This window comes from Hymenobacter swuensis DY53, from assembly GCF_000576555.1.
In the GTDB taxonomy this organism is placed as follows: Bacteria; Bacteroidota; Bacteroidia; order Cytophagales; family Hymenobacteraceae; genus Hymenobacter; species Hymenobacter swuensis.
In genome coordinates this window covers 3,030,413-3,056,109 of sequence record NZ_CP007145.1, presented here as the reverse complement: position 1 = coordinate 3,056,109, position 25,697 = coordinate 3,030,413, and the positions used below count along the sequence as shown (strand labels likewise).

General features: G+C 59.3%; 19 protein-coding genes. 10 read left to right on the top strand and 9 right to left on the bottom strand.

The window, feature by feature from the left end:
• Positions 1-89 precede the first annotated feature (89 nt).
• Together HSW_RS14470 and galK are read right to left on the bottom strand one after the other, a co-directional pair.
• On the bottom strand, positions 90-1,154 hold the full coding sequence (locus tag HSW_RS14470) for a UDP-glucose--hexose-1-phosphate uridylyltransferase (RefSeq protein ID WP_044002514.1): 1,065 nt from the start codon (positions 1,152-1,154) through the stop codon (positions 90-92).
• 280 nt (positions 1,155-1,434) lie between these two features.
• Complete coding sequence (galK, locus tag HSW_RS14465; protein WP_044002513.1) at positions 1,435-2,604, bottom strand: galactokinase; 1,170 nt, start codon at positions 2,602-2,604, stop codon at positions 1,435-1,437.
• Positions 2,605-3,028: 424 nt separating this feature from the next.
• Between galK and HSW_RS14460 the strand changes: the two genes are divergently transcribed.
• The 6 genes from HSW_RS14460 to HSW_RS14435 all read left to right on the top strand — a co-directional run bounded on the left by HSW_RS14460 (position 3,029) and on the right by HSW_RS14435 (position 13,844).
• The gene (locus HSW_RS14460) at positions 3,029-6,127 is read left to right on the top strand and encodes a SusC/RagA family TonB-linked outer membrane protein (RefSeq protein WP_081768418.1); all 3,099 of its coding nucleotides are present in this window, start codon (positions 3,029-3,031) and stop codon (positions 6,125-6,127) included.
• A gap of 45 nt (positions 6,128-6,172) precedes the next feature.
• The gene (locus tag HSW_RS14455; RefSeq protein WP_044002512.1) at positions 6,173-7,723 is read left to right on the top strand and encodes a RagB/SusD family nutrient uptake outer membrane protein; all 1,551 of its coding nucleotides are present in this window, start codon (positions 6,173-6,175) and stop codon (positions 7,721-7,723) included.
• Between the two features lie 173 nt (positions 7,724-7,896).
• A complete protein-coding gene (locus HSW_RS14450; RefSeq protein ID WP_052346463.1) occupies positions 7,897-8,967 on the top strand; it encodes a glycoside hydrolase family 43 protein in 1,071 nt (356 codons plus the stop codon).
• 36 nt (positions 8,968-9,003) lie between these two features.
• Complete coding sequence (locus HSW_RS14445; RefSeq protein WP_231501296.1) at positions 9,004-10,632, top strand: family 43 glycosylhydrolase; 1,629 nt, start codon at positions 9,004-9,006, stop codon at positions 10,630-10,632.
• 116 nt (positions 10,633-10,748) lie between these two features.
• Entirely contained in the window at positions 10,749-11,975 is a 1,227-nt protein-coding gene (locus tag HSW_RS14440) for an aldose epimerase family protein (protein ID WP_231501295.1), read from the top strand.
• 165 nt (positions 11,976-12,140) lie between these two features.
• On the top strand, positions 12,141-13,844 hold the full coding sequence (locus HSW_RS14435; RefSeq protein ID WP_044002511.1) for a sodium:solute symporter family transporter: 1,704 nt from the start codon (positions 12,141-12,143) through the stop codon (positions 13,842-13,844).
• An 81-nt stretch (positions 13,845-13,925) separates the two neighbouring features.
• Here the strand turns inward: HSW_RS14435 and HSW_RS14430 are convergent, their stop codons facing one another.
• On the bottom strand, positions 13,926-14,300 hold the full coding sequence (locus HSW_RS14430) for a hypothetical protein (RefSeq protein WP_044002510.1): 375 nt from the start codon (positions 14,298-14,300) through the stop codon (positions 13,926-13,928).
• A gap of 71 nt (positions 14,301-14,371) precedes the next feature.
• Positions 14,372-14,539, bottom strand: a complete 168-nt coding sequence (locus HSW_RS23555) for a DUF2256 domain-containing protein (RefSeq protein ID WP_071883115.1) — start codon at positions 14,537-14,539, stop codon at positions 14,372-14,374.
• A gap of 95 nt (positions 14,540-14,634) precedes the next feature.
• Here HSW_RS23555 and HSW_RS14425 point away from each other — a divergent pair, with 95 nt between their 5' ends.
• Both HSW_RS14425 and HSW_RS14420 read left to right on the top strand, forming a co-directional pair.
• The gene (locus tag HSW_RS14425; RefSeq protein WP_044002509.1) at positions 14,635-15,369 is read left to right on the top strand and encodes a class I SAM-dependent methyltransferase; all 735 of its coding nucleotides are present in this window, start codon (positions 14,635-14,637) and stop codon (positions 15,367-15,369) included.
• Between the two features lie 60 nt (positions 15,370-15,429).
• Entirely contained in the window at positions 15,430-15,876 is a 447-nt protein-coding gene (locus HSW_RS14420; RefSeq protein ID WP_044002508.1) for an acyl-CoA thioesterase, read from the top strand.
• A gap of 72 nt (positions 15,877-15,948) precedes the next feature.
• Here the strand turns inward: HSW_RS14420 and HSW_RS14415 are convergent, their stop codons facing one another.
• The 3 genes from HSW_RS14415 to HSW_RS14405 all read right to left on the bottom strand — a co-directional run bounded on the left by HSW_RS14415 (position 15,949) and on the right by HSW_RS14405 (position 19,908).
• A complete protein-coding gene (locus HSW_RS14415) occupies positions 15,949-16,494 on the bottom strand; it encodes a DinB family protein (RefSeq protein ID WP_044002507.1) in 546 nt (181 codons plus the stop codon).
• A gap of 146 nt (positions 16,495-16,640) precedes the next feature.
• Complete coding sequence (locus HSW_RS14410) at positions 16,641-17,624, bottom strand: pyruvate dehydrogenase complex E1 component subunit beta (protein ID WP_044002506.1); 984 nt, start codon at positions 17,622-17,624, stop codon at positions 16,641-16,643.
• Between the two features lie 469 nt (positions 17,625-18,093).
• Complete coding sequence (locus tag HSW_RS14405; RefSeq protein WP_044002504.1) at positions 18,094-19,908, bottom strand: tetratricopeptide repeat protein; 1,815 nt, start codon at positions 19,906-19,908, stop codon at positions 18,094-18,096.
• Between the two features lie 164 nt (positions 19,909-20,072).
• Between HSW_RS14405 and HSW_RS14400 the strand changes: the two genes are divergently transcribed.
• On the top strand, positions 20,073-20,291 hold the full coding sequence (locus HSW_RS14400) for a PspC domain-containing protein (RefSeq protein ID WP_044002502.1): 219 nt from the start codon (positions 20,073-20,075) through the stop codon (positions 20,289-20,291).
• Positions 20,292-20,375: 84 nt separating this feature from the next.
• On the opposite strand, the gene HSW_RS14395 is transcribed toward HSW_RS14400, so the two are convergent.
• Together HSW_RS14395 and HSW_RS14390 are read right to left on the bottom strand one after the other, a co-directional pair.
• Complete coding sequence (locus HSW_RS14395; RefSeq protein WP_316931373.1) at positions 20,376-21,533, bottom strand: glycosyltransferase family 2 protein; 1,158 nt, start codon at positions 21,531-21,533, stop codon at positions 20,376-20,378.
• On the bottom strand, positions 21,517-21,852 hold the full coding sequence (locus HSW_RS14390) for a YbaB/EbfC family nucleoid-associated protein (protein WP_044002500.1): 336 nt from the start codon (positions 21,850-21,852) through the stop codon (positions 21,517-21,519). The genes HSW_RS14395 and HSW_RS14390 overlap by 17 nt, the downstream gene beginning before the upstream one ends.
• Positions 21,853-22,503: 651 nt before the next feature.
• Between HSW_RS14390 and HSW_RS14385 the strand changes: the two genes are divergently transcribed.
• Entirely contained in the window at positions 22,504-25,674 is a 3,171-nt protein-coding gene (locus tag HSW_RS14385) for a SusC/RagA family TonB-linked outer membrane protein (protein ID WP_081768417.1), read from the top strand.
• Positions 25,675-25,697: the final 23 nt, after the last annotated feature.

Sequence of the window (25,697 nt, the reverse complement as noted above, 5' to 3'; positions counted from 1 at the left end):
AGCTTATAAGGCATCTCCTGGGCTGACGTTGGATTAAGTAACCAGAAGTCAGCACGCGAGATGCTTCGGCAAGCTCAGCATGATGTTCTTTAGGCTTTTTCCTTGGCCACTTCCTGCTTGTAGTGCACTTCCGACAGCTCCCGTAACCGTTGGGCGGCGTACTCCGGCGTGATGTCGCGCTGGGGGTTAGCAAGCAGCTCGTAGCCGACCATGAATTTGCGCACCGTGGCGGAGCGCAGCAGGGGCGGAAAGAAGTGCATGTGCAGGTGCCATGCGGGGTGCGGCTGGCCGTCGGTGGGGCGCTGGTGCAGGCCGGCGGAGTAGGGGAAGGACGTCTGGAACAGGTTGTCGTAGCGGATGGTGAGGCGGCGGATAGCGTCGGCAAAGGCGTCACGCTCCGCGTCGGTGAGCTGTGTCACGTCCTGCACCGGGCGGCGCGGCAGCACCAGCGTCTCGAAAGGCCAGGCCGCCCAGAAGGGGACCAGCACCACCCAATGCTCGTTTTCCAGCACTACGCGGGTCTGCTCTTGCAGCTCGATGTCCAGATAAGCAGACAGTAACGTGCGGCCGTGCTCTTGGAAGTAGGCAGCCTGCTGCCCGGTTTCCTTGGCCGGGTCGCCGGGCACGGTGCGCTGCGCCCAGATCTGGCCGTGGGGGTGGGGGTTCGAGCAGCCCATTACCGCGCCCTTATTCTCGAAAATCTGTACGTAGTTGATGTCCGGCCGTGCACCAAGTTCAGCGAATTGCGCGGCCCACACATCTACCACTCGCCGGATGTCCGGCGTGCTCATTTCGGGCAGTGTCAGGTCGTGGCGGGGCGAAAAGCAAATAACCCGGCCCACACCCGATTCGGCCTCCGCACGCAGCAAACCGCCCAGTTCTACGGTGCCGGCGGGAGCGTCGGGGGTGAGGGCGGCGAAGTCGTTATCAAATACAAACGTGCCTTCGTAGGCGGGGTTTACCTCGCCGTTGGCGCGGGTGTTGCCGGGGCAGAGGTAGCACGCCGGGTCGTGGGTGGGGCGCTGGGTGCGGTCGGGGGCTTCCTGCTGGCCCTGCCAAGGCCGCAGTGCCCGGTGTGGCGACACGAGTAGCCATTCGCCCGTGAGCGGATTAAAACGACGGTGAGGTTGCTGGGCGAGGTCGAAGGAGGCCATCAGAAAAAGAAAAAGACGGAATGCTACCGTCGGAAAGTCAAAGAAAGAATAACGTGGGTCGAATTCGGAACCCGGTTTGCGTAAACGGGAACAGAAACAGGTTTCGCATTACTAATTGCTTCGGACCGGGGCGGCCGGCAGCAGTTCCCACTCCACCGCCTGCCGCATACCCGGCCCAAAACAATCAGATACTGTAGTACGCACATGCCATGATGCCAATCAGGCGGCTTGATTACCTGCCGCCAGCGCAATCATCAAGAGTGCATATATGAACGGATTATTATGCCGCGTGCACAGTTGGCTCCAAGACATCGACGCCGCCCATGATGGTGGTCTGATAGGTTTCCAGTACACGGCCCAACTGTTGCTGATACGCCGTTTTCATGGCTGCCACGAATTGCTCCACCTGTTCCGGCGCTACCAGGTTGATAGTGCAGCCGCCGAAGCCGCCGCCCATCATGCGCGCGCCGTACACCCCGGGCAGCGGCCGGGCGGCCTCTACCAGGATATCCAGCTCGGGGCAGCTCACTTCGTAGTCGTCGCGCAGGCCAGCATGGGAGGCGTACATATGCTGTCCGAATGCGGCCAGGTCGCCGGCTTCCAGGTACTGGCAGGCGGTTACGACCCGGTGGTTTTCCTCTACCACGTAACGGCAGCGCCGATACACCACTTCGCCCAGCTCTCTTTGGTGGGCCGCCAGCTGCTCTAGCGTCGCGTCGCGTAGGCTCTGCACCTGCGGGTAATACTGGCTGAGTACCGCCACACCCTTTTCACACTCCTGCCGGCGCGTGTTGTACTCGGAGCTGGCCAGGGAGTGCTTCACGCCGGAGTTGCAGAGTACGATGTGGCAGGCCTGCGTATCGAAGGGAAAGTACTCGTATTCCAGGGAGCGGCAGTCGAGGCGCACTACCTGGTTGGACCGGCCAAACAGGCTGGCAAACTGATCCATGATACCGCACTGCACCCCGGCAAACTCATGTTCGGCCAGCTGGGCCATGCGGGCCAGCTCCATGCGCGACAACCGGGTGCCGAGCAGCTCATTCAGGGCGAAGGCCAGCCCGCACTCCACGGCCGCCGATGACGACATGCCCGCGCCAATGGGCACGTTGCCCCCAAAGACGCAGTCGAAACCCGGTACCGTGATGCCGCGGTGTTGAAACTGCGCCACAACGCCCTTAAGATAATTGGCCCACTGCGGCTGGCCCGGCTGCACGTCAGCCAGCTCGGTGGTGTAGGCTTCCTGTTGGTCGTAGGAAAACAGCCGGGCCTGGGTAGAGCCATTCAGCCCCACGGCAAAGCAGATTTCCTTATCAATGGCGGCCGGCAGTACAAAGCCCCCAGTATAATCAGTGTGCTCCCCAATCAGGTTGACGCGGCCCGGTGCCCGCACCAGCAGCGGAGCAGAAGAAAAGTGTTGCTGATAAGCAGCGGTAATGTGGGTGTAGAGCATGGTCGGGCAGTAAACGTATCGCAGACAAAGAACAGAACAAAGAAAATCAATTTCACGGCATCATGCAAACGTTTGCAAATACAGGTGTAGTTTAATGCTAGCCCAACAGTGAACAGCGTCATTCTGCATGCTGTAAATGATACTAAGTGAGGGTTGGCTTGCATTTTTGAGGTCAGGGTTAATGGAAATATTTTCGTGATTCTTGACATTTGAGTGAATACTCACTATCCTTACATAGTTAATTAGAGGTCATTCGGCAAATCTGACTGCCAGACTATAGTACCCGGGCCTCTATTTGTCCCTCTTTTGCTAATCTGCTGCATACCATAGCATACTCTTGTCTTACTGCCGCAAACGTTTGCATTTGGCCAGCTCACGCAAACGTTTGCAATTCCCACTTCTTCCAACATCCATCCTGCTACTCATGAAGAACTCCTTACACAGCATGCGTCGGCAAGCAGTGCCCGCACTGTTAATTTGCCTCCCCTTGCTGGCACCCTTGGCCAGCAAGGCCAGCGCACTGCCCGGCACTGCGCCTACCGACGAGGCGGTAGTGCTGGCGACAACCATAACCGGCCGCGTGCTGGATGAGAAGGGGCAGGGGATGCCCGGGGTAACCGTTCTGGAAAAAGGCACGGCCAATGGCGTTACCACAGATACTGACGGCCGCTACACCCTGGCCGTAGCCGATAATGCCACCCTGATCTTCTCCTTCGTGGGGTATACCACCCAGGAAGTGCCCATAAGCGGCCGCACCACGGTAGATGTACGGCTGGGCGTGGACAGCAAAGTGCTGAATGATGTGGTGGTGGTAGGCTACCTGACGCAAAAGCGCGAGGACGTAACCGGCTCAGTGGCCAGCGTAAGCGGCCGGGATGCGCAGAAAGCCCCCGTTGCCACCATTGCCGAGGGTATTCAGGGCCGCCTGCCCGGCGTGCAGGTTATTAACTCCGGCGTGCCGGGCCAGGCTCCGCTGGTCAATATTCGGGGACTGGGGACGGTAGGTAGCAACAGCAGCCCGCTGTATATTATCGATGGGTTGTGGGTAGATAACATCCGCGACTTCAACCCTGCTGATGCCGAGTCGATTCAGGTGCTGAAAGATGGAGCTTCTCTGGCCCCCTACGGTTCGCGTGGAGCCAACGGCGTTATTATTATTACTACCCGGAAGGGCAAATCGGGTACCCCGGCTATCAGCTTCAACGCCTATGGTGGGGTGCAGAAGATCAACAAGACCTACGACCTGATGAATGCCCAGGAGTGGGCCGTCATCAACCGCCAAGCCTACGAAAACGCCGGCCGGCCGGTGCAGCCTTTCGTGGCCAACCCCACCGGCGTGGATACCGATTGGCAGAAGGAACTGATCCGGACGGGCTCGGTGCAGGATTATAACGTGAGCTTCTCGGGCGGCGGTACCAACTCCAATTTCCTGCTCTCCGGCGAGTATTTCACGCAGAAAGGCACTACCGTCGGCCCCAAGTTTGAGCGGTACAGCGTGCGGCTGAACTCGGGCTTCAACCGAGGACGCCTGCGCGTGGGCGAAAACCTGCAACTGGCCCGCACCAACTCCACGGCCATCAACGGGCTGCCTTTTCTGGATGTGCTGCGCATGCTGCCGGTTATTCCGGTAACGGATGCGGCCAACCCCGGCGGCTTTGGCTTCGGCAACAACAACGCCAGCACCTTCGGCACCAACCCCATTGCCCTGCAGAAGCTGCTGAACAATACCACCGAAAATAACCGCATTCAGGGCAATGTGTACGGGGAACTGGACATCTTTAGCTTCCTGCGCTACCGCCTCAACCTGGGGGCCGAGTACCTAGCCTTCCACGACCGGGAAAAGCGCCAGTACGGGCAGTGGCGGCAGAATGACCCGCTGAACCCCTCGTACTATGCCGAAAACCAAGGCAACCGGTTCTTCACGATGGTGGAGAACACGCTGTCTTTTGATAAGAGCTTTGGCAAGAACAACGTAACGGCCGTGGCCGGCTACACGGAGCAGCACCAAACCGAAGACTTTACCCGGGGCCGCAACAACGACTACGGTGTTGGCCCGGTGTACTACTGGGCCCTGGATGCGGGCAGCAGCGCCCCGCAGGTGGTGGGCTCCTCCTACACTTACAACAAACGCTCCTACCTGGGGCAGCTTACCTACGACTACGACCAGCGCTACCTGCTCACCGGCGCCATCCGCCGCGACGGATCCTCGCGCTTCAGCCCCGAAAACCGCTACGGCACCTTCTACGCTGCTTCGGCGGGCTGGCGCATCTCCCAAGAGCAGTTCTTTGCTGACCTAACTGATAAAGTGAGCAACCTGAAGCTGCGGGCCAGCTACGGGGTGCTGGGCAACGAGCAGATTGGCGGACCTTACGGCGGGGCCTACCGCTGGCAGGGCGTCATCAACCCCAACGTGAACTACCCCTTCGGCGGCGACAATACCCAGAACGGCAACATCCAGACCCAACTGCCCAGCAACGATATTGCTTGGGAAGAGCGCCGCACCGCCAACTTCGGGGTTGACCTGGGCCTGCTGGAGGACCGCATCACGCTGTCGGCCGACTATTACCGCTCCGAAACGCGCAACGCCCTGGTTGACCCGGCTATTCCGCTGGTGCTGGGTAACGCGGGCAGTAACCCCTATCAGCGCATTGGGCGCATTGAGAACCGGGGGCTGGAACTGGTACTCGGTTACAACGAAAACCGCCGGGACTTCAAGTACAGCATTACCGGCAACCTGACCACCATCAAAAACGAGGTAACGCGCCTGAGCGAAACGGAGCGCCAGAACTTCTTTGTGGCCGGCCCCGGCGAATCAACCCGCACGGAGGTGGGCTACGAACTGGGTTCCTTCTACCTCTACCAGTTTGATGGTGTTTTCCAGACGGGCGACAACATTGCCAGCAGCGCCCAGCCCACGGCCCAGCCCGGCGACGTGCGCTACAAGGACATTAACAACGACGGCCAGATTACGGCGGCCGACCGCACGCATATGGGTCGGGTGTTTCCCAAAATTCAGTACGGCCTGAACCTAAGCGCCAGCTACAAGGGCGTCGATCTGTCGGCCTTCTTCCAGGGCGTGCAGGGCAATGATCTGCTGAACACCGGCCGCTACTGGCTGGACCGCACCGACGACAACGGCAACTACCGCAAGGATTTCAGCCCTTGGACGCCGACTAATCCCTCTACCACCACGCCCCGCGCCATTATTGCGGGCGGCGGCGGGCAAGCCGGCGAAGCGGCCATCAATAACTCGCGCCTCAACTCCTCGCGCTGGCTGGAGGATGGCTCCTACCTGCGCCTGAAAAACCTGCAGGTGGGCTATACCATTCCCAAATCTCTGACGGAGCGGGTGAAGGGCGTAGGCAGCCTGCGCATTTATGTCACGGCCCAGAACCTGTTCACGGTGACCGACTACACCGGTTACGACCCCGAAGTGGTGAGCGGTAACCTGTCGCGCGGCGTGGATGAGGGGAGCTACCCCAATCTGCGCACCGTGTCGCTAGGCCTCCAACTGGGCCTGTAACGCCGGCCGCGTCTTTCTCCCAACCCTCCCAACTCTGCTATTCCCATGAAACTACATACACTCCGCCTGGCCGCCCTGGCCGGCAGCCTGCTGCTGATTACGGCCTGTGAAAAGGATTTTCTCGATCAAGTCAACCCCAACCAGCCTACTACCGAGTCGTTCTGGAAGACCGAGGCCGACGCCATCAAGGGGGTTACGGCCTGCTACAGTGGCTTGCAGCAGCTGGGTACCTACCGGCGCTGGCTGCACTTTGCCTATGATTTGCGCTCCGACGACAGCTTCAGCCAGAGCCCCTGGGGCGAGCTGGCCGACTTCACCCGCTTCACCCAGGCCAACTACGACTTTGAGGTGTCGCGGGACCTGTGGCGGGACCATTACCGGGCCATCTGGCGCACCAACCAGGTGCTGGCCAACGTGCCCGCTATTCAAATGAATGAGACGCTGAGGAAGCGGGTGCTGGCCGAAGCCAAGTTTTTGCGGGCCCTGTACTACTACAATCTGGTAACCCTGTATGGTAACGTGCCCCTGGCCCTCATGCCCTCTGACCCCGCTAACCTGCCACCCCAGGCCACGGAGGCGCAGGTATGGGAGCAGATTGTGAAAGACCTGCTGGAAGCTAAGCCCGACCTGGATGTGTCCTACGGGGGCGGCAACGACACTGGCCGCGCTACCCGAGGTGCCGCTACTACGCTGCTGGGCAAAGCCTACATGCAGCAGCGGCTCTGGACGCAGGCCTCGGCGCAGTTTGCCGAAGTTATTAGCTCCAACCGCTACCGGCTCACGGCCAACTTCACCGATAATTTCCGCCATACCACGGAAAACAACTCCGAGTCCATCTTTGAAGTCCAGTTCTCGGATGCTAAGCTGGGCGGCAACGACGGCGACGATGCTACTTCTTCGGAAGGTGGGCAACGCTCCCAATTTTGGGGGGTACCCGGCGCGGGCTTCGTAGATGGGGAAGTACGGCCTTGGGTGGTAAATGAGTTTCTGCGGGAGCCTACCGCCACCGGAGCCCGCGACCCACGTCTGGCCTCTACGGTATTCTATAACCGCCGCCAGTTTACCTCCTCGCTGCCCGTGGATGGCGATACGCTGGTGTACGGCAACGGTTTTCTGCGCCGCTTCCGGGGCAACGCCCGCGACCTGAGCCGCGTGTACTGGCGCAAGTACCAAACCGACTATTTCCGCACCTTTGAGAACTTCGACTCGCCCATCAACCACCGCGTGATGCGCTACGCCGATGTGCTGCTGCTGCAGGCCGAGGCGCTTAACGAGCAGGGCGTGACTAGTGATGCTATTCCGTTGATTAACCAGGTGCGTAGCCGCTCTGGCCTGGCCCCGCTTACGGCCGGCAGCTTCACGCGTGAAACGCTTCGGGCCCAGCTTATGCACGAGCGGGTAACGGAGCTGACGGGGGAGGGCCTGCGCTTCTTCGACCTCAAACGCTGGGGCCTGCTGGATAACCAGGCCGGCATCGACCAGCTGAAAGCCCGGGATACTGACTTTAACACCTTCCGCCTCGACCGTTCCCGCTTGCTGCCCATTCCGCAAACGGAAATTGACCTGGCCCGCTACCAGCAAAACCCCGGCTGGTAATTGACAAGTAAATGCCTGAGAATAGAGCCGTCCCGGCCTTGTGCCGGAACGGCTCTATTTTGCTGACGGGGAGCCGGCGGCTTGCTTTCCGCTGCCGGCCTTTTGCGAGTATCTTACGTTACGGCCCTTATCTACTCTGCTAAGCATTTTCCTTTCCAGTTTTTACCTTCCGCATGACCTGGTATCCCACCCGATTACTGCCTTTGGCGCTGCTGGCCCTGACGCTTTCCTGCAACAGTGGCTCTTCGCCCACCCCCGCGCCGCCTACGCCCCCGCCGCCCGCGCCGCCTACTTCTACCACCTTCACCAACCCACTGTTGAGTGTGGGCCCCGACCCCTGGGTGTACCAGAAGGATGGCACGTACTACTACATGAGCACTACCGGCGGCAACATCGTCATCCGGAAAACGGCGAAGATGACTGACCTGGGTACATCCGTGAGTACGGTGGTCTGGACGCCCCAGCAGGCCGGCATCAACCAGCGCGACCTGTGGGCTCCAGAGCTGTTTTTCCTGGATGGGAAGTGGTACATCTACTACTCCGCCGACCCGCTTTGCTGCGCCGGCCACCGCGTGCACGTGCTGGAAAATACCTCGGCCGACCCCACCACCGGTACCTGGACCTATAAGGGCCGTATTGCCAACCCCACCGCCGATTTGTGGGCCATTGATGGCACCGTGCTGGAGCAGAACGGCAAGCGGTACCTGATCTGGTCGGGCCACCAGACGGAGGGCGCCGGCACCCAGCGCCTGTATATCTCGGAGATGAGCAACCCCTGGACGCTGGTGGGCCCTCGGGTAGAACTCTCGCGCCCCGAGTACAACTGGGAAACCATTGGGGAACCCGACGTGAACGAGGGTCCGGAAATTCTGAAACACGGTAACAAAACATTTCTGGTGTACTCGGGCAGCCATTGCAGCACCGATGACTACGCCCTAGGCATGCTTACGGCCTCCTCCACCGCCGACCCCATGCAGCTCTCTTCCTGGACCAAGTCAAGCACGCCGGTATTCACCAAGAACACCAGCGGGCAAGCATTCGGGCCGGGCCATAACGGCTTCTTCAAATCCAAGGACGGTACCGAAGACTGGATAATTTACCACGCCAACCCGCTAACGGGCCAGGGGTGCGGCGACAACCGCAGCCCCCGCATCCAGAAAATTACCTGGAAGGCTGATGGTACCCCCGATTTCGGCACGCCTGTGGCCCTGGGTACTGCGCTGACCAAGCCGGCCGGCGAGTAAGGCTGCCCTGATTTCTCGTTTAACGCCTTCACTACCTTGCAACAAAACTCTCTGCGTACTTCCGTGCGGCGGCTCAGCGGCCCGGTGCTGCTGAGCCTGGGCTTGCTGGCGGCCTGCCAGCGGCCGGTTTCTACCTCCACCCGTCCTGCTGAGGCGGGCAGCACCAGCAGCCCAGCCGCTGCAATGGCGCCGGCCGTTATTGCCAACCCCGTGCTGCCCGGCGACTTCCCCGACCCCTCCGTGGTGAAAGTCGGTGACACGTACTGGGCCACGGCTACCAGTTCCAACTGGGGCCCTACATTTCCGCTGCTTAAGTCCACGGACTTGGTGAAGTGGGAGCTGGTGGGGCACGTGTTTCCGGGGGAGCGGCCGGCCTGGGCCGACTACTACTTCTGGGCCCCGGAAATTAGTGAAGAAGGCGGCAAAATTTACGTGTACTACACGGCCCATAAGCGCGGGGGCAACCTGGCCGTGGGCGTGGCCAGCGCCTCCAACCCCGCCGGCCCCTACACCGACCACGGCCCCCTGGTAGGTCAGCCCCACGGCTCCATCGACGGGTTTCCCATGCGCGACGAAAACGGCCAGCTCTACCTCATCTGGAAGGAGGACGGCAACAGCGTGCAGCAGCCCACGCCCATCTGGGCCCAGCGCATCAATGAGGCCCGCACGGCCCTGGTAGGGGAGAAGCAGGAGCTGTTCCGCAACGACCCCGCCACCTGGGAGGGCAACTTGGTAGAAGGCGTGTCGATAGTGCGCCGCGAGGGGTACTTCTACGCTTTTTACGCCGCCAACGGCTGCTGCGGCTCCGGCTGCACCTACGCCACCGGCGTGGCCCGGGCCAAAACCTTGCTGGGGCCCTGGGAGAAGTACGCCAAAAACCCTATCCTCATCAACAACGACGCCTGGAAGTGCCCCGGCCACGGTACGGCCGTGCAGCATCAGGGCCGCTGGTTTATGCTCCACCATGCCTACGCGGCCAACAGCCAGCAGTTTGTGGGCCGCCAGGGCGTGCTAACCGAGTTTACCTGGGCGGCCACCGGCTGGCCCGAGTTTCGGGGGGGCACTACAGCCGTAGCACCCACGCCCGTGTCGGCGGTGAGCTTTACGGATGAGTACACCAGCAAAACCCTGGCTCCTTCCTGGCAGTGGCCCGTAGAGGAGCGCCCCACTTTCGCGTTGCGCGGCGGCCAGCTTTACCTCACCGCCCGTCCCGACCACACCGGTGCCGCCCTGGGCCAGTCGACTACGGCTCCGGCCTACACGGCTACGACCACCCTACTCAACCCCGCCGCCCTGCCTGCTGGTAGCCGCGCCGGCCTAGCCGCTCACGGCGACCCGGACAATACCCTGGCCGTGGTAGCTGGCGGGGGCAAAGTGCAACTGCTTCAAACCGAAAAAGGCCAAACCAAAACCCTGGCCGAAACCACCCTACCCGCCGCCAAAACCCTGCAACTGCGTCTCCAGGCCCAACAAGGCAGCCAGTTCACCTTTGGGTGGAGCACGGACGGCGGGGCTACCTGGCAGCCCCTGCCCGCCGGCGGAGCGGCCGTAAATGGTAGCTACCTGCCGCCCTGGGACCGGGGCATTCGGGTGGGGCCCCTGGCCCACGGTCCGGCCTCGGCAGTAGCCGTGTTCGAGAATTTCAAGCTGGAGCCCCAGCAGTAAGCTCTCATGCCGGGCGAAGCGAGGAAGCTGGATCAATCGTCAAGAACCACCCCAACTTCTTCGCTTTGCCCGGCCGCTTGCTGCCGACAACCAACAACTACTAACTAACAACCAATATGACTTCATCTTCCCGCGCGGGCTTGGTGGCCAGTGGGCTGGCCAGCCTGTTGCTCACGGCCGCCTGCCAGCAGTCTGATAAGGCCACTACCGCCGAAACTGGTGCTACATCTGCCGCCGCTTCTTCCGATTCCACCCAGTCTTCTTCCGCAACCATGCCTACTTCCAGCGTCTTTGGCAAACTGGCCGATGGTACCGAGGTGCAACTCTACACCCTCACCAACGCCCACGGCCTAAAGGCCACCATCACGACCTACGGGGGCACGCTCACCAGCCTGCTCGTGCCCGATAAGGATGGCAAGATGGGGGATGTAGTGCTGGGTTTCGATGACCTGGCGGGCTACTTGGCCCCGGTGTACAAGCAGGAAGGCCCCTACTTTGGGGCCTTGATTGGGCGCTACGGCAACCGCATTGCCAAGGGCAAGTTCACCCTCGACGGTAAACAGTATTCCATCCCCACCAACAACGCGCCCAACACCCTGCACGGGGGCAAAGAAGGTTTCGACAAAAAGCTGTGGACGGCCGCGCCCGGCACCTCGGCCGAGGGGCAGACGCTCACGCTCACCTACCAGAGCAAGGACGGGGAGGAAGGCTACCCCGGCACGCTGACGGTAAAAGTAGTGTACACCCTGACCGAGGGCGACGCGCTGCGCCTCGACTACACGGCCACCACCGACAAGCCCACGGTGCTCAACCTCACCAACCACAGCTACTTCAACCTGAACGTGGCCTCCGGCAAAGGCATCCTGGACCACGAGCTGACGCTGAACGCCGACCGGTTTACGCCCGTGGATAACACGCTGATTCCGACCGGGGTGCTGCAGCCGGTGCAAGGCACGCCCATGGATTTTCGCCAGCCCCACCGCATCGGGGAGCGAATTAAGCAAGTGCCCGGCGCGGCCCCCGGTGGCTACGACCACAACTGGGTGCTGGCCGACACGCAGCGCCGCAGTCCGGAAAAGGCGGCCACCGTGTACGAGCCCACCACCGGCCGCGTGATGGACGTGTACACCGACCAGCCTGGTGTACAGTTCTATTCCTCCAACTTTCTGAAAGGCAACCTGAAAGGGAAAGGCGCCGTGACCTACAACCAGTACGCCGGCCTCTGCCTGGAAACCCAGCACTTCCCCGATTCGCCTAACCGGCCCAGCTTCCCGAGCACAGAGCTGAAGCCCGGTGAAACCTTCCACTCCACCACCGAATACCGCTTCAACACCCGCAAATAAGCTGTGGTAGCGGCGTCAGATTATCGGCAGCACGTCACTCCGAGCATGCCGAGGAATCTTGCGTGCTGACGTTGCAGTAGTAATCTAACATCAGCCTGCAGGATGCTCCGCTCGGGCCCTGCGTGACAGCCTTCTTACCCTTTTTCCCTTTCCGATTCTTTTCGCATGCGCAACGCATTCAATACGCTGGACCTAGCGGTTTTCCTGTTTTACTTGGTGGTTGTATCGACCTATGGCTTTTATGTCTACCGCAGCAAACAGAAAGCACAGGTTGATTCCAAAGATTACTTTCTGGCTGAAGGCTCCCTGACGTGGTGGGCCATTGGAGCCAGCATGATTGCCTCCAATATTTCGGCCGAGCAGTTCATCGGCATGAGCGGGAGCGGCTTTACGGTGGGCGTGGCCGTGGCCGCCTACGAGTGGGTGGCCGCTATTGTACTGATTCTGGTGGCGGTGTTCTTCATGCCCATTTACCTGCGCCAGAAGATTTACACGATGCCCCAGTTTCTGGAGCAGCGTTACAACTCCACCCTGAGCCTGGTAATGAGTATTTTCTGGCTGTTTCTCTACGTGCTGGTCAACCTCACGGCCATTCTCTACCTCGGCGCGCTGGCCATCAGCAACCTGATTGGCGGCGGCGAGAGTTTCCACCTGATTCTGGTAGCCCTGGCCGTGTTTGCCCTCATCATCACGCTGGGCGGTATGAAAGTCGTAGGCTACACCGACGTGATTCAGGTAACGGTGCTGCTCATTGGGGGGCTGGCCACCAGCTACCTGGCTCTCACGCTGGTCAGCCAGAAGTTTGGCCTTGGTAACGACGTAGTGGCGGGCTTTAATGCCATGATGACGGACGCCAACGACCATTTTCACATGATGTTCGAGAAGCCCGTGCCCGATTCCAACCAAGCCTACATCAACAAATACCTGGCTTTGCCCGGCCTGGCTATGTACGCGGCTGGCCAATGGGTAGCCAACCTGAACTACTGGGGCTGCAACCAGTACATCACCCAGCGCGCCCTCGGCGCCGACTTACCCACGGCCCGCACCGGCATCCTATTCGCCGCTTTCCTGAAGCTGATCATGCCGGTGATTGTGATGCTGCCCGGCATTGCGGCCTACGTGCTGCACAAAAACGGCTCGTTACAGGCTGAAATGGCCTCAACGGGCGCCTTCAATCCCGATAACGCCTACTCCGCCATCCTGACGTTCCTACCCAACGGTCTGAAAGGCTTGTCGTTGGCGGCGCTTACGGCGGCCATTGTAGCCTCCTTGGCCGGTAAAGCCAACTCCATTTCCACCATCTTCACCCTCGACATCTACCACCGCTACCTCAACAAGGAGGCTACTGAACAAAAGCTGGTGTGGGTGGGCCGTGTCACCATTTTCGCGGCTATGTTTATGGCCGTGCTGCTGACTTGGAAGGATTTGCTGGGCATCAGTGGGGAAGGTGGGTTCCAGTTCATTCAGAAGTATACGGGCTTTATTTCGCCCGGTATCGTGGCGGTGTTTCTGCTGGGTATGTTCTGGAAGCGCACTACGGGTACGGCTGCCGTGGCCGGCATCCTGTCGGGCTTTATCCTGTCGGTGTTCTTCAACAACTACGCGCCGGCCGTTTTCGGCAATGAAACCTTTCTGTACACGGCCTTCCCCAACGGCAAAGGCGGCTATGAAATTCCGTTTCTGATCTGCATGGGCTGGTCGTTCTTCTTTACCGTGCTGCTGATGGTGGCCCTGAGCCTGGCTGGTTCCGCCATCAACCCCAAAGGCCTCACTTTGGATGCCCGCATGTTTCGGGTGGCCCCGCGCCAACTGGTACTCATCGTAGTAATCTTACTGCTGATTTCGGCCCTCTACGTGAAGTTCTGGTAGCGGCGCACTTGGCTATACCTCCAACCAAAGCGGCGGCCCCACCGGAGGCCGCCGCTTTCTTTTTACATCGGGGAAAGGAGACTAGATAACTACCCGTAGCTCATATTCTTCTGCCTGAGCAGCCGTGCGGAAGGCTCCTACCCGGCTGGGTCCGTAACCCAGGTTCACCTTAATCCATTCGTCGCGTACGGGCAGCAGGTTAATGATTTCCTGGCGCAGCCGCTGCAGGTCATCCCGGATGTTCTGCAGCTCATTGGCAGTTTCCTCGGTCTGCTGGGGGTAGCTGCCGGTGGCAGGCCGCTGCTCAAAGGCTTCCGGCTCGTTGGCAGCCGGGTGCGTGAGGGTGGTGGCGGTAATTTCGGCCTGAGTCAGCTCTTTTTCGGCCTTCAGATAGGCTTGTACCTTTTCTTCGAGCGGTTGCAGGTTGGGGGCGAGATAATCAAGGTTGCTGGCCATGAGGCAGGGGAGTAGCAGGTTCAGGAAAGATGTTGTTCAGAACGCAGAAACCTAATGGAAGGATGCAAACCTTATCTTTCTGTAGCAGCCTTCGGCTTGTTGCGCTGGCATTTCTCACCGCAGTATTTCACCTCGTCCCAGCAGTTGCGCCACTTCTTGCGGTATTCAAAAGGGCGGCCGCAGGTCAGGCAGATTTTGCTGGGCAGATTGCCCTTCACGAGGCGGGAGGGAACGGGCATAGAGGATGTTGTTATTCTTGAGGGGTAAACTGCTGCCGGTGGCCGGAAGTTGCGTTAGTGGCTGCCCGGCACGTTTGGGGCGTTATCTTTGCGGCATGCCGAATACTGTTTCTACCGCGCCCGATGCCTTGGGCCAGGCGTTGCTGGCCTACCAGCGCGGCCACCTGAGCGCCACGCTGGCCGTGCACAGCTCCGTAGCCGACGAGGAAGTGCTGCCCGCCGCCTACTTTTTTCGCTCCCTCTGGGAAATGCCCGAAATGGAGCGTACCGCCCTGGAAGAATGCCGCGGCCGGGTGCTCGATCTGGGAGCCGGAGCCGGTTGCCATGCCCTGGAGCTGCAGCAGCGCGGCTTTACGGTAAAAGCCGTGGATATTTCGCCGGGAGCGGTAGAAGTGATGCAGGAGCGGGGAGTGCGCGAAGTGGCCTGTCATGATATCTTCGATCCGGCCCTGGCTGCCGGTGAAAAGTTTGATACGGTGCTCATGCTCATGAACGGAGTGGGCCTGACGGGCACGCTGGCCGGGCTGGAGCGCTTTCTGGAACACGCCAAAACCCTGTTGGCCCCCGGCGGGCAGGTGCTGGCCACCTCCTCCGACATCAGCTACCTCTACGAGGATGAAGATGGGGCGCTGGTGTTTGACCTGAACGGCCCTTATTATGGCGAGGTGGAATACACCATGCAGTACGCTCACCAGACCGGCGCAGCCTTTCACTGGATTTTCACTGACCCCGCCCTGCTACAGGACTACGCCGAAGCTGCCGGTTATACCGTGGAGTTTCTGGAGGAAGATGATCAGCAGCAGTATCTCGTGCGCCTCACGCTCCGGTAGCCGCATATCCTCAACTCGCCAGTATTAGGCTGATTTTTAGTCTTTGTAACCGCATTTTCAATGTCTGCATACGAGAGAACCTACACCGTGCGCTGGGCCGATATGGACCCGAATGGCCACATGCGCCACTCCGCCTACGCCGATTACGCCGCCCAGCACCGGATTGAATACCTGTCGGAACACGGGTTCACGCTGCCATTCTTCGCCAAGACCGGTATCGGCCCCATTCTTTTCCGCGAGGATACACGCTTTCTGAAAGAGCTGCACATTAATGAGCAGCTGCGCGTGACGGGTGAGCTCTCTGGCCTGAGCGAGGACGGTTCCCGCTGGAACATCGTCCACACCCTCTACAAGCCCGATGGCCGTCCGGCTGCTACGGTAACCGTAGAAGGAGCTTGGTTGGATCTGCGTGCCCGTAAACTCACCATTCCGCCCATCGAAATTACCGCCCTCATGCGCGAACTGCCCCGCCACGCTTCGTATCAGGATATCATTCGGGAGAAGTAAACGAGTAGAACCCACGGAGCAGAAGTAAAAAGGCAAAGCCTCGGCGCTATCATGTGCCGGGGCTTTGCCCTTTTACTTCTGCTCTTTAACTTTCTGGGCAATGCGCTCCACTTGTTTTTGGTGGTGCAATACGTGGTCAAGCATGAAATCCAGGGTTTGGTAAATGGTGAGCATGCCGGAGCGCGGGTGCTTGAAGATAGCGCGGCCCAACAGGTTGCCGGGGTACTCGTTGAGCAGGCGCTCCAGCCGGCGGCGTACTGCCGCCCACTCGGCTTGCAGCTCCGGCAGTGGCGGCACCTCCGTCGGAGTAAGCTTTTCCAAGTAAGAGGGTACCTTGAAGCGCGTGAACGGCAGCCGCAGCGCTACCCGCAGCAGCCGCGACTTCAGAAACGCTGCCAGACCGGAGTGTTCCAGTGATTCGGCCTGTAGCAGCTTCTTCTCCATGTATTGTCCAATACCCGTTTCTGATACCACCAGATGCTGCACCACCTGCGCCGCCGACCATTGCCCCGGGCCCGGCGACTGGGTGGCTTTAGGCCCCAAGGCTGCTACGGCATCCAGCATGCGGGTGGTGGCGTGTTCCAGTTGTTCAAAGCGCAGATGCAGCCGGTGATTCATAAACGGGCAGGGTGGGTTGGGGCAAAAGATACGCAAAATGAGCCGCTCGGGAGCCGGTGGGCCATCCGGCCCGCTGGTGCCCAAAGCCAACCGGCCCCGATCCTGAGCAGGAACGGGGCCGGTTAGATGCAGGAAATCGGTCCTGCTTATTTGCTCACGTACAGCACTTCCTTCACGGCCTTCACGGTGCGCTCCACGTTGGGCAGGGAGGCTTCGATGAGGGTAGGAGCGTATGGCAGGGGCACGTCCATGCAGGTGATGCGCAGCACGGGAGCATCGAGAAAGTCGAAGGCGCGGCGCTGCACCATGTAGGCCAGTTCCGAGCTGATGCTAGCCAGCGGCCAGGCTTCCTCTACCACCACCATGCGGTTGGTTTTCTTCACCGATTCGATGAGCGTATCGTAGTCGATGGGACGTACGGAGCGCAGATCAATTACTTCGGCGGTGATGCCTTCCTTGGCCAGCTCGTCGGCGGCAGCCAAGGCTACTTTCATCATCTTGCCGAAGCTCACGAGGGTCACGCTTTCACCGGGGCGCACTACGTTGGCTTTGCCAATCGGAATGAGGTACTCCTCCTCGGGCACCTCGCCCTTGTCGCCGTACATCAGCTCCGACTCCATGAAAATCACCGGATCGGCGTCGCGGATAGCCGATTTCAGTAGGCCTTTGGCGTCATAGGGAGTAGAAGGAACCACTACTTTCAGGCCGGGCGTGTTGGCAAACCAGTTCTCAAAGTTCTGGGAGTGCTGCGAGGACAGCATGCCGGCGTTGCCGGTCGGCCCGCGGAACACGATGGGGCAGGTGTACTGTCCACCCGACATCGACATGATTTTAGCGGCCGAGTTAATCACCTGGTCGATGGCCACCAACGAGAAGTTGAAGGTCATGAACTCGATGATGGGCTTAAGGCCGTTGATGGCCGCTCCCACGCCGATACCGGCGAAACCCAGCTCGGCAATGGGCGTGTCAATCACGCGCTCCGGGCCGAATTCGTCGAGCATGCCCTGGCTTACTTTGTAGGCGCCGTTGTATTCGGCAACTTCTTCGCCCATCAGAAATACGCTCGCGTCGCGACGCATTTCCTCAGACATGGCTTCACGCAGGGCTTCCCGGAATTGGATGGTCCGCATAATCGGTTAGGAAAGTCAAAAAAGACGGTTCAGAAACAAAAAGCCGGCGCAAGTCCGGCCCGTAAAGCTACAACGAAGCGGTGAGATGGGGAAATAGTGAGATGGTGAGTTTAATGTTCGACGGGCCTACACGGCGCTAGTGACGCCACCAGAGCGGCTGGCCAAACATAAAACTCCTCATCTGACCTCACGCTACATCATTTCCAGAAAAGGTTTGCTTTCACATGGGGTTGGTACTCTATACATTAAAGCAAAATAGTCCGAATAGGAAAAAGAGAAGAGCGTATACCACTCTGAATGTCCCGCCATTATTCGGCGTTTCAGACTCTTTCACAGCAGGCCAGATGCTAATCCCTGCGATAAGGAAAGCACAGAGACCTACTCCTCTCATTAAATAGTCGAGGGATGCGGTTTCATTCAGTAAGAGAGAAGATACATGCATCGTTTTGTTTCGACAGGTTAACTAAAACTAACGCAACACTTCCATGAACTGCTTGCCTTTGGCGAAGTCGCGGAACTCCAGGTCCTCTACGGCGCGGTTGGCGTAGGTGCGGTCCAGCTGCACGGCGCGGCGCAGGTGCATGGCCATGGCGGGCTCGTTCTGCTGGCGGGCGGCCACAATGGCGAGGCAGTAATAAAGCAGCGGATCTTGGGGGCGCAGGGCAATGGCCTGGGCATAGATGTCGGCCGCGCCCTGGTAGTTGCCTTTCAGCACGTAAATGAGGGCGCGGTTCATGATGTTCTGGTAGGTCTTGGAGCTGAAGCTGAGGCTGCGCAACGCATCATCGAGCTGGCCTATCTCAATTTCCAAGGCGGCCTTATCGGCAAAAATCTTGCTGAGCACGGCACGGGGGCCACCCAGCTTGATGGCGTAGTCATAATTCTGGAGGGCCTCCAGCTTGTCGCCGGCGCGGTGGTAGGCGCTGCCCACGCGGTAGAACAGCTCGGCTGTGGGGTTGCGGTGGGCGGCCAGCGTGAAGTTCACGGCGGCCCGGCGCAGGTAGGCCCGCTGCACTTTTGGGTTAACCTCCTTCTCGGAGCGTAGCAGCAGCACCACGGCCAGGTTGTGGTAGGCCTGCCACAAGCCCGTGGTAGCTACAGCCGTTTCATAAATGCGCTGTTTTTCGGCCAGCAGCGGCGTGAGGCTGGCCGAGTAGCGCAGTTCCTCGGGCGTGAGAGCATCGGCCTCGGTCTGCTTTTCCACAATCTTTTTGGAGAGCAGGTAAATCTCGGAATCGTAGCGCTTGGGCGCGGAGTAGCGCACCGCTACCGTCCCGAAGCGCATCACGGGGTAGATGTACTGGTCGAGGTAGTCGTAGAAGCTGAGCCGATGCAGGCTTTGCTCTTTAGCCGCGTAAGTGCCGGGCGTGTCGTTGATGAGCAGGAGCACCGAGTCGACTTGCCCCGGCTTCAGGGCCGACTGCTGTACTTTATTCAGGAACAGGTCCCAGCGGCGGTGGTAGGCCTCGGTTTCGAAGTCAATCTGGCTGACTTTGTTAAGGTAGGAATCAGTATCGACGCGTTTTTTGTAGTAATTCATCAGCGCCTTCACGCGCTTGTCGGCCAGACGCGGGTCTTGACGGTCCAGGGAGTCGGGCGAGTGGCCAGCCACAATCATCACCCGCTCGGTGTGCTGGTTGGCCTCGATGAAATCTTCCAGCGCCGCCACGTTGGTGCCCAGAAAGTTGCGGATTTCGGCCTTGCCCGCGTCGAAGAAGAAAGGCAGCACCCGCGTGCCGCTCATGTTGTTATCGGCCGTTTCAGGCAGCAGTGTAATGGCCGTATCCTGGCGCACCACCAGGCGGCTGGTAGTCACGATGCCCCGGGCTAGCCGGATTTCCTTGCCCTTCACCCGCTTGCCGCCGGGCTTAGTTTCGCGGGCATCGGGCAGGGCCAGCAGCTCGCCGGGGCTTTTCTGGGGCGAGTACGGGAAGGAGAACTGCTTGCGGATAACGAGCTGATCCTTTTTCTGCTCGTCGTACACGTATTCGCCCGAGATGAACGTGAGGCGGCCCACGGTATCCTCGCGCAGGCCGTTGTTGTAGCGGTACGTGAGTCCCAGGTTATAGGCCGCGCCCTTGCGCAAATGACTGTCCGGCACTTTGACCGTCACCTCAAACAGCACATTCTCGCCGTTGCTTTCCAGCACCATGGGTTGCACCGTGAGTTCCTGCCCGGTCTGGGCCTGCTTCAGGACTTTGGACAGGGGCGAACAGCCGGGAAGAAGCACAGCGGCGCCCAACAGGGCAGCGCCGGGCAGCAGACGAAACACGGAAACGGGCATAGGCAAAGGGCAGGGGAAACCGCTAAATTCAGACATCAAACGGAAAAACCTTCTCAACCGACGTATCTTGTAGCGGCTTCAGCACGTAAGTGCTTGACAGTAGCCACTAATTATCGTATTTTGGATCAGGTTAGCCACTCCCGGCAGCTGAATACTCAGATGGTATGAAACGACTAACCGACTTCATCGAAAAACAAAGCTTTGGCGTCTGCGACGCTATTGGCAAGCGGGTAGGCTTCTCTTCGGGCAGCGTACGACTGTCCTTTATGTACGCTTCCTTTTTCACCTTTGGCTCGCCAATTGTACTCTACTTTGCCTTGGCATTCTGGATGAATGTGCGGCGGGCGTTGCGGCAGCAACGCCGCACCGTGTGGGATTTGTAGTCCGCTGGGGTATTCGCTAAATGTTTGCAATTACATAAAAACAGCCTGTTCCGACCGGAATAGGCTGTTTTTATGTATGAAAATTCAGATCAGTTTGTTGGTCGGCAACTCAGAAAACTTTCGTTTGCCCTGCCCGAAATACGCCCACACCAGACTGCCCTGATATACGCCGGCCCGCTCCCAGCTGCGCAGCTTGCGGGGCTGTTGCTGCCGCCGCTGCCGCCAGTACCCCAGCTTCCGCAGGAAATGCAAGTGTGCCCGCAGAATGGCTCGGAAGTCGGCGAAATTGCCCTGAAGCAGCAGACGAAGGGCTGCTACCCAATCCAGCCCCAGTCTAAGCACCAGCACGCCCGGCAGCTCAACCGGATGCGTGTTCTTGTAAACCAGCGCCAGGCCGTTACGGAAGTTGAGGTAGGTTTTGCGTGGGTTGGATTTGTGCAGCGTGCCGCCCCCCACGTGAAACACGGTGCAGCCGCCGTGGTACCATACCTGCCAGTCCGCGTTCTGCAGCCGCCAGCACAGGTCAATTTCCTCCATGTGCGCAAAAAACGCCGTTTCCAGTCCCCCTAAGGCATGCCAGGCCTCAGCCCGCACCAGCAGGCACGCACCGGTAGCCCAGGCCACCGGGCGTGGGTCATCGTATTGGCCCAGGTCCGTTTCCAGGGTATCGAAGAGGCGGCCGCGGCAGAAGGGGTAGCCCAGCTGGTCGAGGTAGCCGCCGCCAGCCCCGGCATACTCAAACTGCTGCCGTTCGGTGGCCACGGCACTGTACTGCCGGATTTTGGGCTGACAGGCTGCCGCCAGCGGCTCACATTCCAGCAGTTCACGTTGAGGCCGCAGCCAGCCGGGCGTTACTTCCACATCGGAGTTGAGCAGCACATAGTAGCGGAACCCGAACGTATCGGTCCAATCTTTGCCTCGTTCAGACTGCGTTCTGGCCCGTTTCGGATGCGCGAGTCCCGGCCCTTCCCAGCGCACATCATCGAAGGCCGCATTATAGCCTCGGCAGAATCCCAGGTTGTGAGCCCGCTCTAGTATCCGTACCGCCGGAAACTCCCGGACCAGCATGGCTACCGAGTCGTCGGTGGAGGCGTTGTCGGCCACGAAAATGGTGGCTCCGTCGGAGTGAGCCAGTACGCCGGGCAAAAACTGCCGCAGAAAGCTGCTCCCATTCCAATTGAGAATGACAACGGCTACATCAGCGCAGCTTCCGGGAGTAGTTGCCTCAGAGACCAAAGCCACCGAGGTCGAGGCCGGGAATGTTGGGGATGAGGCCCGCCGTTTTGTTTTTGATTTCCTCCTTGGCTTTGTCGCCGGCTTCTTCCATTACTTTGTTCACAGCAGCCACCACCAAGTCGGCCAGCATGTCCCGGTCCTGGGGCTGAAGCAGCGTTTCATCAATTTCCAGCCTCAACAACCGGCGCTGCCCGTTGGCCGTGGCCCGTACCAAGCCCCCGCCCGATTCGGCTGTGACGGTAAGGTGCTGCAACTGGTCCTGGGCTTGTTTCATCTTCTCCTGAAGATCCTTCATTTTGCCCATCATGCCCATTATATCAAACATCAGGTAGTAGCAGTTAGTCCGGAGTACCGGAAAGAATGGTAGAAAAAGTTCTGTTGGCCGCAGCAGCCTGAGAAGCGCTGCGCGTGGCAATTTACGTCAAACCCCTGGACCGGGGCCGGCTGGGTTGGTGACAGGTTGGGAGGATACGGATTTGGGCAGCACTACCGTACCGTCAGCCAGCTGGTTGAGCGGCTAGGGCCGACTGCTTACTCCGCTTGCTCAGGATGCAGGGAGCATATAGACAGAGCGGGAAAGAGGGTATTTTAGAAAGGAGATTGATTACTCACTAATGAAAATTATTTAGCTAGTTGAATGCGCTCATGCTATGCTGAAAATCCCTGTTTTGGTGCGTAGTGGTATGTTTTAGGGTGTATGTTCGTGTTTTCTGCTGACGTGCGAGCCTTGTGTAGCCAGGTGTAGCCGGCTATCTGAAACGTTATCGATTTGTTATTAATCTTAATTTTAGCAACCTTACCAGCCGTTTCCCGCACGTCTCAGCTCCCGGTACCCATTGGGTAGAAGCTGCCTCGGACTCTGAAACGCATAAATCAGCAACCTCTTTTTTTTGGTCCTTTACACAATCGTTTGTGAACCCCATTCAACACAATCGTTTGTGCTCATTTTTCCTGTAATTCCCACACCCCTTTTCTCATGAAAAAGCCTGTACCCAAAATGCGCCGGATGACCATTCCGGTTCTGCTTTGCTCGTTGCCGCTTCCCTCAGCGCTAGCCGGGGCCGGAGTGGCCTCTCTGCCCGCAAAAGCATCCATGGAAATGGCCCGGCCCGATCTGAGCGTTTCAGGCCAGGTGCTGAATGAAAAAGGTGAGGGTATTCCCGGCGTGAACGTGCTGGTAAAAGGCACCACCACGGGCACCCAAACCGATGTGGAAGGGCGTTATACTCTCACCGTGCCTGAAAATGCTACGCTGCTGTTCTCGTTTATCGGCTATACTACCCAAGAAGTGGCTGTAAATGGGCGCACTTCCCTGAGTGTCTCTCTGGTACCAGATAACCGGGCCCTGTCGGAGGTAGTAGTGGTGGGTTACCTGACGCAGGACCGCCAGAACGTGACCAGTTCGGTAAGCAGTCTGGATGTGAAGGAGGCCGTGAAAGCGCCGGTTGCCACGACCACGCAGGCCCTGCAGGGCCGGCTGCCGGGTGTGCAGGTGCAGGGCTCCGGTGGCCCCGGCGATGCGCCCGTGGTAAACATCCGGGGTATCGGTACGCTGGGCGCGGCCGGCAGTTCGCCGCTGTATGTGATTGACGGACTCTGGACGTTCAACATCCGTGACCTGAACCCGAATGATATCGAAAGCCTGACGGTGCTGAAAGACGCTTCTTCCACGGCTATTTACGGTTCCAGCGGCGCGAATGGGGTGGTGCTCATCACTACCAAAAAAGGCCAGGCCGGCAAGCCAACCATCAGCTTTAATGGCTACCGGGGCGTGGATCAGCTATACAAGCGGTATAACCTGACCAACGCCAGCGAATGGGCCGACCGCGCCGTGGTAGCCTACCAGAACGCCGGACTGGACCCGCTCAACAACGGGCAGAATAGTCTGGCCGGAGCGGTGAAAGGCCCCGGTGGAGCCTTCAACCCCAACATTGATACGGATTGGCAGAAGGAGTTTTTCCAAACGGGCACGCTGGAAGATTATAACCTGTCGTTTTCGGGAGGGAGCACCGGCGACAAAAGCGCCAGCAACTTCCTGATTTCGGGTGAGTATTTCCACCAGGAAGGTATTGCCAAGGGCCCGGACTTTAAGCGCTACAGTCTGCGCCTCAACTCGGGACTGACGCGCGGCCGGGTGAAGTTTCAGCAGAACGCCCAGTTCACCCACCTGGATGTAACGTTGCTCAACGGCGGCTCCTTCATTGATGTGCTGACGATGCTGCCCGGTATTCCGGTGTACGACGCGGCCAATGAGGGCGGCTACGGTACCGGCTCGCCCACGCTCAATACGTTTGCTACTAACCCCATTGGGGCCCAGCAACTGCTGCGCCGTACCCAGGCCGATAACCGCTTGGCCGGCAACGTAAGCGCCGACGTGTCCATCTTCGATTTCCTAACCTACCGCGTCAACCTGGCCCTCGATGGCCATACGTACAGCAACGCGGATGCCCAGAAACTGGGGATTCTGCGGCAGAATACGCGCATCAACACGTCGTCGCTCAATGAGTTTCTGGGCTGGGACCTGTTCATGCTGGCTGAAAACACCCTGAACTTCAACAAGACGTTTGGGGACCATCATGTGAATGTGCTGGGCGGCTATGCCGAGCAGCGCTACAAGCAGCACAACATTCAGGCCGGTACCCAAGGCTTCACCAACTCGCCCCAGTACTACTTCGAGCTGAGTGCCGGCCCTACGAAAGGTGTGATTCAGGGCACTTCGACGGAGAACTCCAAGCAGTCTTTCTTCTCTCAGGCCACCTACGACTTCAAGAACCGCTACCTGCTGTCGGCCAGTTTCCGGCGGGATGGGTCCTCGCGCTTCGCGCCGCAAAACCGCTGGGGCAACTTTGGCGCGGCTTCGCTGGGCTGGCGTGTGAGTGAGGAGAATTTTCTGAAGGAGAACGTGCCGCAGATCAATAACCTGAAGCTACGGGTAAGCTACGGCGGCAACGGCAACGACGCCCTGGCCGGTAGCTACGGCGGCAACTACCTGACCACGCCTATCATCGGCCAGAACGTGAACTATGTGATTGGCACCGACCAGCGTATTGTAAACGGCTCGACGCAGCTGGCCCTAAGCAGCCCTGATCTGCAATGGGAAGAACGCTACACCAAAGACGCCGGCCTTGATCTGGCCGTGTTAAACAATCGATTGTCTTTATCGGTGGACTACTACATTTCGGAAACCCGGAAGGTACTGGCGCCGGTGCAGGTACCTACTTATCTGGGCCACTTCGGCGATGTGCTGTACCAGAACGCAGGAACGGTGGAAAACCGGGGTCTGGAACTGGCCCTGGGCTACCACGACACCAAAAGCGACTTTACCTACGGGGCTGATTTCACGCTGACTACCATCAAGAATAAGATAACGCGAGTGCCAGTGAAGGGGCAGGCGTTTGAGGGCGGGGAAGGCGTCACGCGCTCCGAGCTGGGTACGGGCCTGGGCGAGTTCTACCTGATTCCGTTCGACGGCATTTTCCAGTCGAAGGAAGAAGTAAACAACTACAAAAACGCAGCAGGTACCATCATTCAGCCCTATGCTACGGCCGGCGACGTGCGCTATAAGGACTCCAACGGCGACGGGGTAATCGACAACAAAGACCGGGTATACGTGGGCAGCGCCATCCCGGACCTGCAGCTGGGCCTGAACCTGAATGCGGCCTACAAAGGCTTCGACCTGTCGGTGTTCTGGCAGGCGGCTACCGGCAACAAGGTGTATAACACGGCTCGCGTGGCCCTGGAGAGCTACAACGGCCCCAACAATTACAACGCCGACGTAACCCCGTGGTCGGTTGATAATCCCTCAACCACCACGCCGCGCCTGCTGCAGGGTGGCGGCCTGGGCGACCTGGCCACGGCAGCGGCTTCCAATGCCCGCTTCAACTCCACGCGCTGGCTGGAAGACGGCGACTATCTGCGCCTCAAGAACATCCAGCTGGGCTACACTTTCTCGCAGGGAGTGATTAGCAAAGTGCCGAGCCTGGGCAGTGTGCGCGTATACCTGACGGCTCGCAATCTGGTGACCTTCACCAAGTACAGCGGCTTCGATCCGGAAATTACCGGTACGGGCTTTTACAGCCGGGGCGTGGATAACAGCGCCTACCCGAACGTGCGCAGCCTGACGGCTGGCCTGCAAGTGAATTTCTAACGGCTGCCTGGTTTTGCCTGCCC

Coding starts and splice junctions, on each gene's coding strand:
- HSW_RS14470 (WP_044002514.1), bottom strand. CDS start 1,154: ATGGCCTCCTTCGACCTCGCCCAGCAACCTCACCGTCGTTTTAATCCG.
- galK (WP_044002513.1), bottom strand. CDS start 2,604: ATGCTCTACACCCACATTACCGCTGCTTATCAGCAACACTTTTCTTCT.
- HSW_RS14460 (WP_081768418.1), top strand. CDS start 3,029: ATGAAGAACTCCTTACACAGCATGCGTCGGCAAGCAGTGCCCGCACTG.
- HSW_RS14455 (WP_044002512.1), top strand. CDS start 6,173: ATGAAACTACATACACTCCGCCTGGCCGCCCTGGCCGGCAGCCTGCTG.
- HSW_RS14450 (WP_052346463.1), top strand. CDS start 7,897: ATGACCTGGTATCCCACCCGATTACTGCCTTTGGCGCTGCTGGCCCTG.
- HSW_RS14440 (WP_231501295.1), top strand. CDS start 10,749: ATGACTTCATCTTCCCGCGCGGGCTTGGTGGCCAGTGGGCTGGCCAGC.
- HSW_RS14435 (WP_044002511.1), top strand. CDS start 12,141: ATGCGCAACGCATTCAATACGCTGGACCTAGCGGTTTTCCTGTTTTAC.
- HSW_RS14430 (WP_044002510.1), bottom strand. CDS start 14,300: ATGGCCAGCAACCTTGATTATCTCGCCCCCAACCTGCAACCGCTCGAA.
- HSW_RS23555 (WP_071883115.1), bottom strand. CDS start 14,539: ATGCCCGTTCCCTCCCGCCTCGTGAAGGGCAATCTGCCCAGCAAAATC.
- HSW_RS14425 (WP_044002509.1), top strand. CDS start 14,635: ATGCCGAATACTGTTTCTACCGCGCCCGATGCCTTGGGCCAGGCGTTG.
- HSW_RS14420 (WP_044002508.1), top strand. CDS start 15,430: ATGTCTGCATACGAGAGAACCTACACCGTGCGCTGGGCCGATATGGAC.
- HSW_RS14415 (WP_044002507.1), bottom strand. CDS start 16,494: ATGAATCACCGGCTGCATCTGCGCTTTGAACAACTGGAACACGCCACC.
- HSW_RS14410 (WP_044002506.1), bottom strand. CDS start 17,624: ATGCGGACCATCCAATTCCGGGAAGCCCTGCGTGAAGCCATGTCTGAG.
- HSW_RS14405 (WP_044002504.1), bottom strand. CDS start 19,908: ATGCCCGTTTCCGTGTTTCGTCTGCTGCCCGGCGCTGCCCTGTTGGGC.
- HSW_RS14400 (WP_044002502.1), top strand. CDS start 20,073: ATGAAACGACTAACCGACTTCATCGAAAAACAAAGCTTTGGCGTCTGC.
- HSW_RS14390 (WP_044002500.1), bottom strand. CDS start 21,852: ATGTTTGATATAATGGGCATGATGGGCAAAATGAAGGATCTTCAGGAG.
- HSW_RS14385 (WP_081768417.1), top strand. CDS start 22,504: ATGAAAAAGCCTGTACCCAAAATGCGCCGGATGACCATTCCGGTTCTG.